Raw genomic sequence first — 4183 nt, forward strand, 5'->3', positions numbered from 1 at the left:
CAAAAAGGTCAACGCCGACAGCTACGTCAGCGTCCCTTCCCCCTTTAGCGGAGTGTTCAAGGTTGGCGACGGCGTCTTCAAGGTGTCATCCGAGCAGGCCTTCACCATGAGCGACGTCGCCTGCCGCCGCAAGCTCGACGCCGTGCGCAAGGAGCCGACCACCGTCGACCTCGAGCTTGCGGTCAACGCCGACAGCATGCGCATCTGCGGCGAAAGCGGCCGAGTCCGGATCGAGTGCAGCTACCCGCTGGAAAGTTACCCGGCCAGCGAAAACGCACTGACCGTCGATATCCTGCGCGGCGTCTTCGACAAGACCGCCGACGAACCCTTTTCCCTGCGCAACCTGACGGCCAATGAATTGCCGGCGGTGGTCATTCCGCCCAAGCGGCTCAAGGAAATCCGCCGGGAGTTCTACCAGGCGCTGCGCCGCGAGCTGGAAACCCAGCGGGGCCGGGTGCGCCAGCAGCACCGGCAGCAGGCGCTGGACGACCTGCTGCCTGCCGATGGCCGCCGCCCGGCCAGTGAAAACCTGGTCTCGGTCGCCATCCATGACCTGCGCGACGCCCAGCTTCTCAGCGACCACGCGGTCGACCGCATCATCGTGCCGCTGACCCCGGCCACCATCCAGGAGAGCGGCCGCCTCGGCAAGCGCGGGATCGACCGCAGCCGGCAGGTGATCTGGGATCTCCCGCTTATCCTTTTCGATCACCAGTGGCCCGGCTACCGCAGCGCCGTCCGCGCCCTGGTGGAGCGCGGCTTTGCCACTTTCCGCCTCAACAACCTCGGCCACTTCGCCCTCTTTGACGGGATCGAGGGGGTGCAGCTGATCGCCAGCTACCGGCTCTTCTCGCTGAACAGCCAGGCCATCCTCGCCTGGCAGGAGCTCGGCGCCGTCGAGGCCACCCTCTACATCGAGGACGATCGCGACAATCTGGGCGAGGTGCTGCAGCGCAACGTCGGCATCCCCCTGTCGGCCACGGTCTACGCGCCGGTGCCGCTGATCACCTCGCGCATCCCGATCAAGGGCGTGCGCGGCGACACCCCGGTCGTCTCCGACCGCGGCGACGCCTACCGGGTGATCAAATCGGGGGAAGTGACCATCCTCACCTCCGAAATCGACTTCTCGCTGCTCGGCCGCCTTGGCGACCTGCAGGCCATGGGCTGCGGGCGCTACAACGTCGAACTGGCCCACCTCGGCCCCTTTTCGCCCAAGGGGAGAACGGTGATGGAGGCGCTGAAAAAGGGCTTCCCGGTGCCGGGGACTTCAGTCTTCAACTTTGAGGCGGGGATGGAGTAACCAGGGACTGGCTCCGCAGGTGCCTGTCCCTCTCTAGCTTTTGCAGGTGGATGAATCAGGTAGTCTTCAGAAGGTCAAAACCGGCGGGTCGCGTCCCGCCAGACGCCTTACTTTTTGTCCAAGCCAACAAAAAGGAAGCAAAAACCGTTCAACACCCTGCCGGGGGCATGAGGAGCTCTGGTGCGCTTAGCGCTACCCTCTTTCACTGTTGTGCGGAGGACTCCGGCAGCTCTTCGTGGCACATCTGTCACCGGGGGTGGTTGCCGGTGCAGTTTTCCGGGCTGAGCAAACACTGGGCTACGTTTAAGGAGCTTGCCTTTATCTGAGCGCGGCGTTGTTTGCTCAGAATTACTGACTGGTGGCACATCTTTGTTGCTCGCAAGTGGGACCGACGAAGACGGCCCTTTTCTCGATATCAACGCCGGCTCTCCGAACCACCATCCCTTGCAGCAGTAATGCTCCACGCAGTTCTTTTGGTTAGTTTAATCTACCCCCGAAGAAAAGTAACCCAGCTGTCGAGTCGCGTCCCGACGGCCCCATAAGCTCTAACACCTTCAAACTGAAATAAACTTCGGTCCCGCCCAATCCAACACATCGCAACTATAGGCGCATTAATTGCTTCCTACATTCGACACAGACTTGCTCCACCCCCTGCAAAAGGTTATAAAATAAGCCTCCGCCATCCTTTTCGCCTTTTTCCGGATTCAGTGCATGAACCAGGCGCAACTGCTGATTGTCAATAAAACGTCACCGCTGCCGGAGGAGACGCAGCAGCTGATCGCCGCCCTGACGGAGAAGTTCGGCCTCGACGCCTTTACCGCCCGCCAGCGCCTGACCGGCCAGGGGCTCGGCCTTTTCGCCAAGGCCTCCGGTGAAAAGCTGGCAAAGGTCGCCGCACTGCTGACCGGCCACGGCGTGACCAACTGGATCATCGAACCGACCCCACCGCGCTTTGCCCCTATCCGCGCCCGCGGCCTGGAAATCACCGATGATAAAATCGGTTTTCTGGCCGGCGAGCAGAAAATAACCCTCGAACGGGGCGACCGGGTGGTCGCCGTTCTGGCCGATCTCACCGGCGCCCTGATCCAGCGCAACCTGAAAAAGCTGGTGGTGCAGACGGCTTACCTCGGCGCCGGCGCCGCGGCGCAGCTGGACGGGGACGAAACCTACAAAACCGTGCTGCAGAATCAGCCGGTGCTCGACCTCTACCTGCTCGACGAAAAGTACGCCGTCCGCCAGGCGGTGCGCTTCTTTGCCGGCCGCTACGACCCGGCCGGACTCGGTGCGCGCAAGACCTACAGCGCGGGCGGCAACATCGACGCCATCATCAGGCTGGCCCGCGACTACGCCGATGAGTTTACCCTGCACACCGATTTCGGCCTGGCCGAGCTGCCCGGCTGCCGCCTGAAGAAGCTCGAAGGGGAGCAGAATCCCGACAAAACCCACCTGACGCCACTGACCCGCTTCGGCTGGCTGATGGTCGATTTGCACGCCCGGCGGCAAGCCGAGCCGAAACCGGCCGCGCCTGCGGTCGACCTGGTCGCCGCCTCGGCAATCCTCGGAGCGCCGGCGGCCGCCGCCATCGCCACCGCAACCGGTGCCCCCCTGCCCGGCTTCGAAACCCTCGCCGCCGAAATCCATGGCTCACCGGAACCCCAGCAGCCGCAAGCCTCCCCGACCGGCCGCGCACTGCCGCCGCCTCCCGAGCTCAAATCGATCAGCCAACGCAACCTGGTCCGGCAGCTGCTGACTTTTGCCGGGATCGGCATCGGCGGAGCCCTGTTTTTTCTTGCCAGCGGCGGCGAACTGCTCGCGAACGCGGCCCGCTTCGGCCTGCGCACCGGCACGGCGCCAGCCCTTTTATCGGTGCTGTTCGGCTGGCTGGGCTTCCATAACCTGCGAACCAAGCGCCACATCGAGAATCTTCCGACCAGCAAGGTCCGCTCGGTCGCCATGGGCCAGGTCGAGGTGCAGGGCACCGCCCGGCGCAAGTACGCCCTGGTCTCCCCCATGACCCACCAGCCCTGCGTCTTTTACCGCCTGCGCAAATACCGTCGCGACGACGAAAATCGCAACTGGAAGGAATACAGTTCGACGGACTGCGGACCGATCCCTTTCGACCTCGAAGACGCCACCGGCCGTCTCACCATCGACCCCGCCGGGGCCACGATCAAGGCCAGGCACCGCCAGGAGGGGGGGCCGGGCCAGGGGAGCATGGTCTTTGCCGCCGCCGGCGTTCACGATGCCAGGGAAAAATGGATCGAAGAGGTGATTCCCGAAGGGACCTTCATCTACGTGACCGGCTTCGCCCGCAGCGAAGAGCGCACGGGTGGCTCGCTGCGGGAACGGACGGTCGAAGCGCTGCGCGATCTGAAACAGAACCGCCACCAGATGCAGCGCTACGACAGCGACGGCGACGGGCAGATCAGCGACGATGAATGGCAGACCGCCCGGGACGAGGTGGAGCAGCAGGTACTGCAACAGTCCCTTGAAGAGCGACAGGACGCCCGGCCGCAGCAGGGCCGGGTGGTGATCGGCCGCCCGGAGCGGCGCTCGTTCCCCTTCATCATCGCCGAAACCGAATCGGAGACGCACCTGGCCCGCAATTACGCCTTCGCCTCGGCAGCGTTGCTGACATTTGGCCTCGGCCTCGGTATTTTTGCGCTGGTACGACTGGTTCGCTATTTCGGAGGACTAGGCTGAATAAATTGATATCAGATATTCTCTTACACTCTACCCAAGGAGGCAACCATGGCTATCTGGATCGCACTCGGCGTCATCCTGTTCATTCTCACCGGCGTCATTCTCTACGTCATCGTCATCTACAACGGATTGGTGGCGCTGAAAAACAACATCGACAAGGCCTGGAGCAACATCGACGTGCTG

Annotated in this window: 2 protein-coding genes; both read left to right on the top strand. The window is 63.3% G+C overall.

All coding sequences use genetic code 11. The features are described from left to right. On the top strand, positions 1 to 1297 hold a 1297-nt coding region (locus tag ABYV89_RS14900), incomplete at its 5' end, for a DUF3656 domain-containing protein (protein ID WP_432823724.1). A 711-nt stretch (positions 1298 to 2008) separates the two neighbouring features. Continuing rightward, positions 2009 to 4000 (top strand): hypothetical protein, encoded by a 1992-nt coding sequence (locus ABYV89_RS14905; RefSeq protein ID WP_432823725.1) that lies wholly within the window; start codon positions 2009 to 2011, stop codon positions 3998 to 4000. Positions 4001 to 4183: the final 183 nt, after the last annotated feature.

Source organism: Trichloromonas sp. (assembly GCF_041583255.1).
GTDB lineage: Bacteria > Desulfobacterota > Desulfuromonadia > Desulfuromonadales > Trichloromonadaceae > Trichloromonas.

Excerpts from the sequence above, each read along its gene's own strand:
- ABYV89_RS14905 (WP_432823725.1), top strand. The coding sequence starts at position 2,009 with ATGAACCAGGCGCAACTGCTGATTGTCAATAAAACGTCACCGCTGCCG.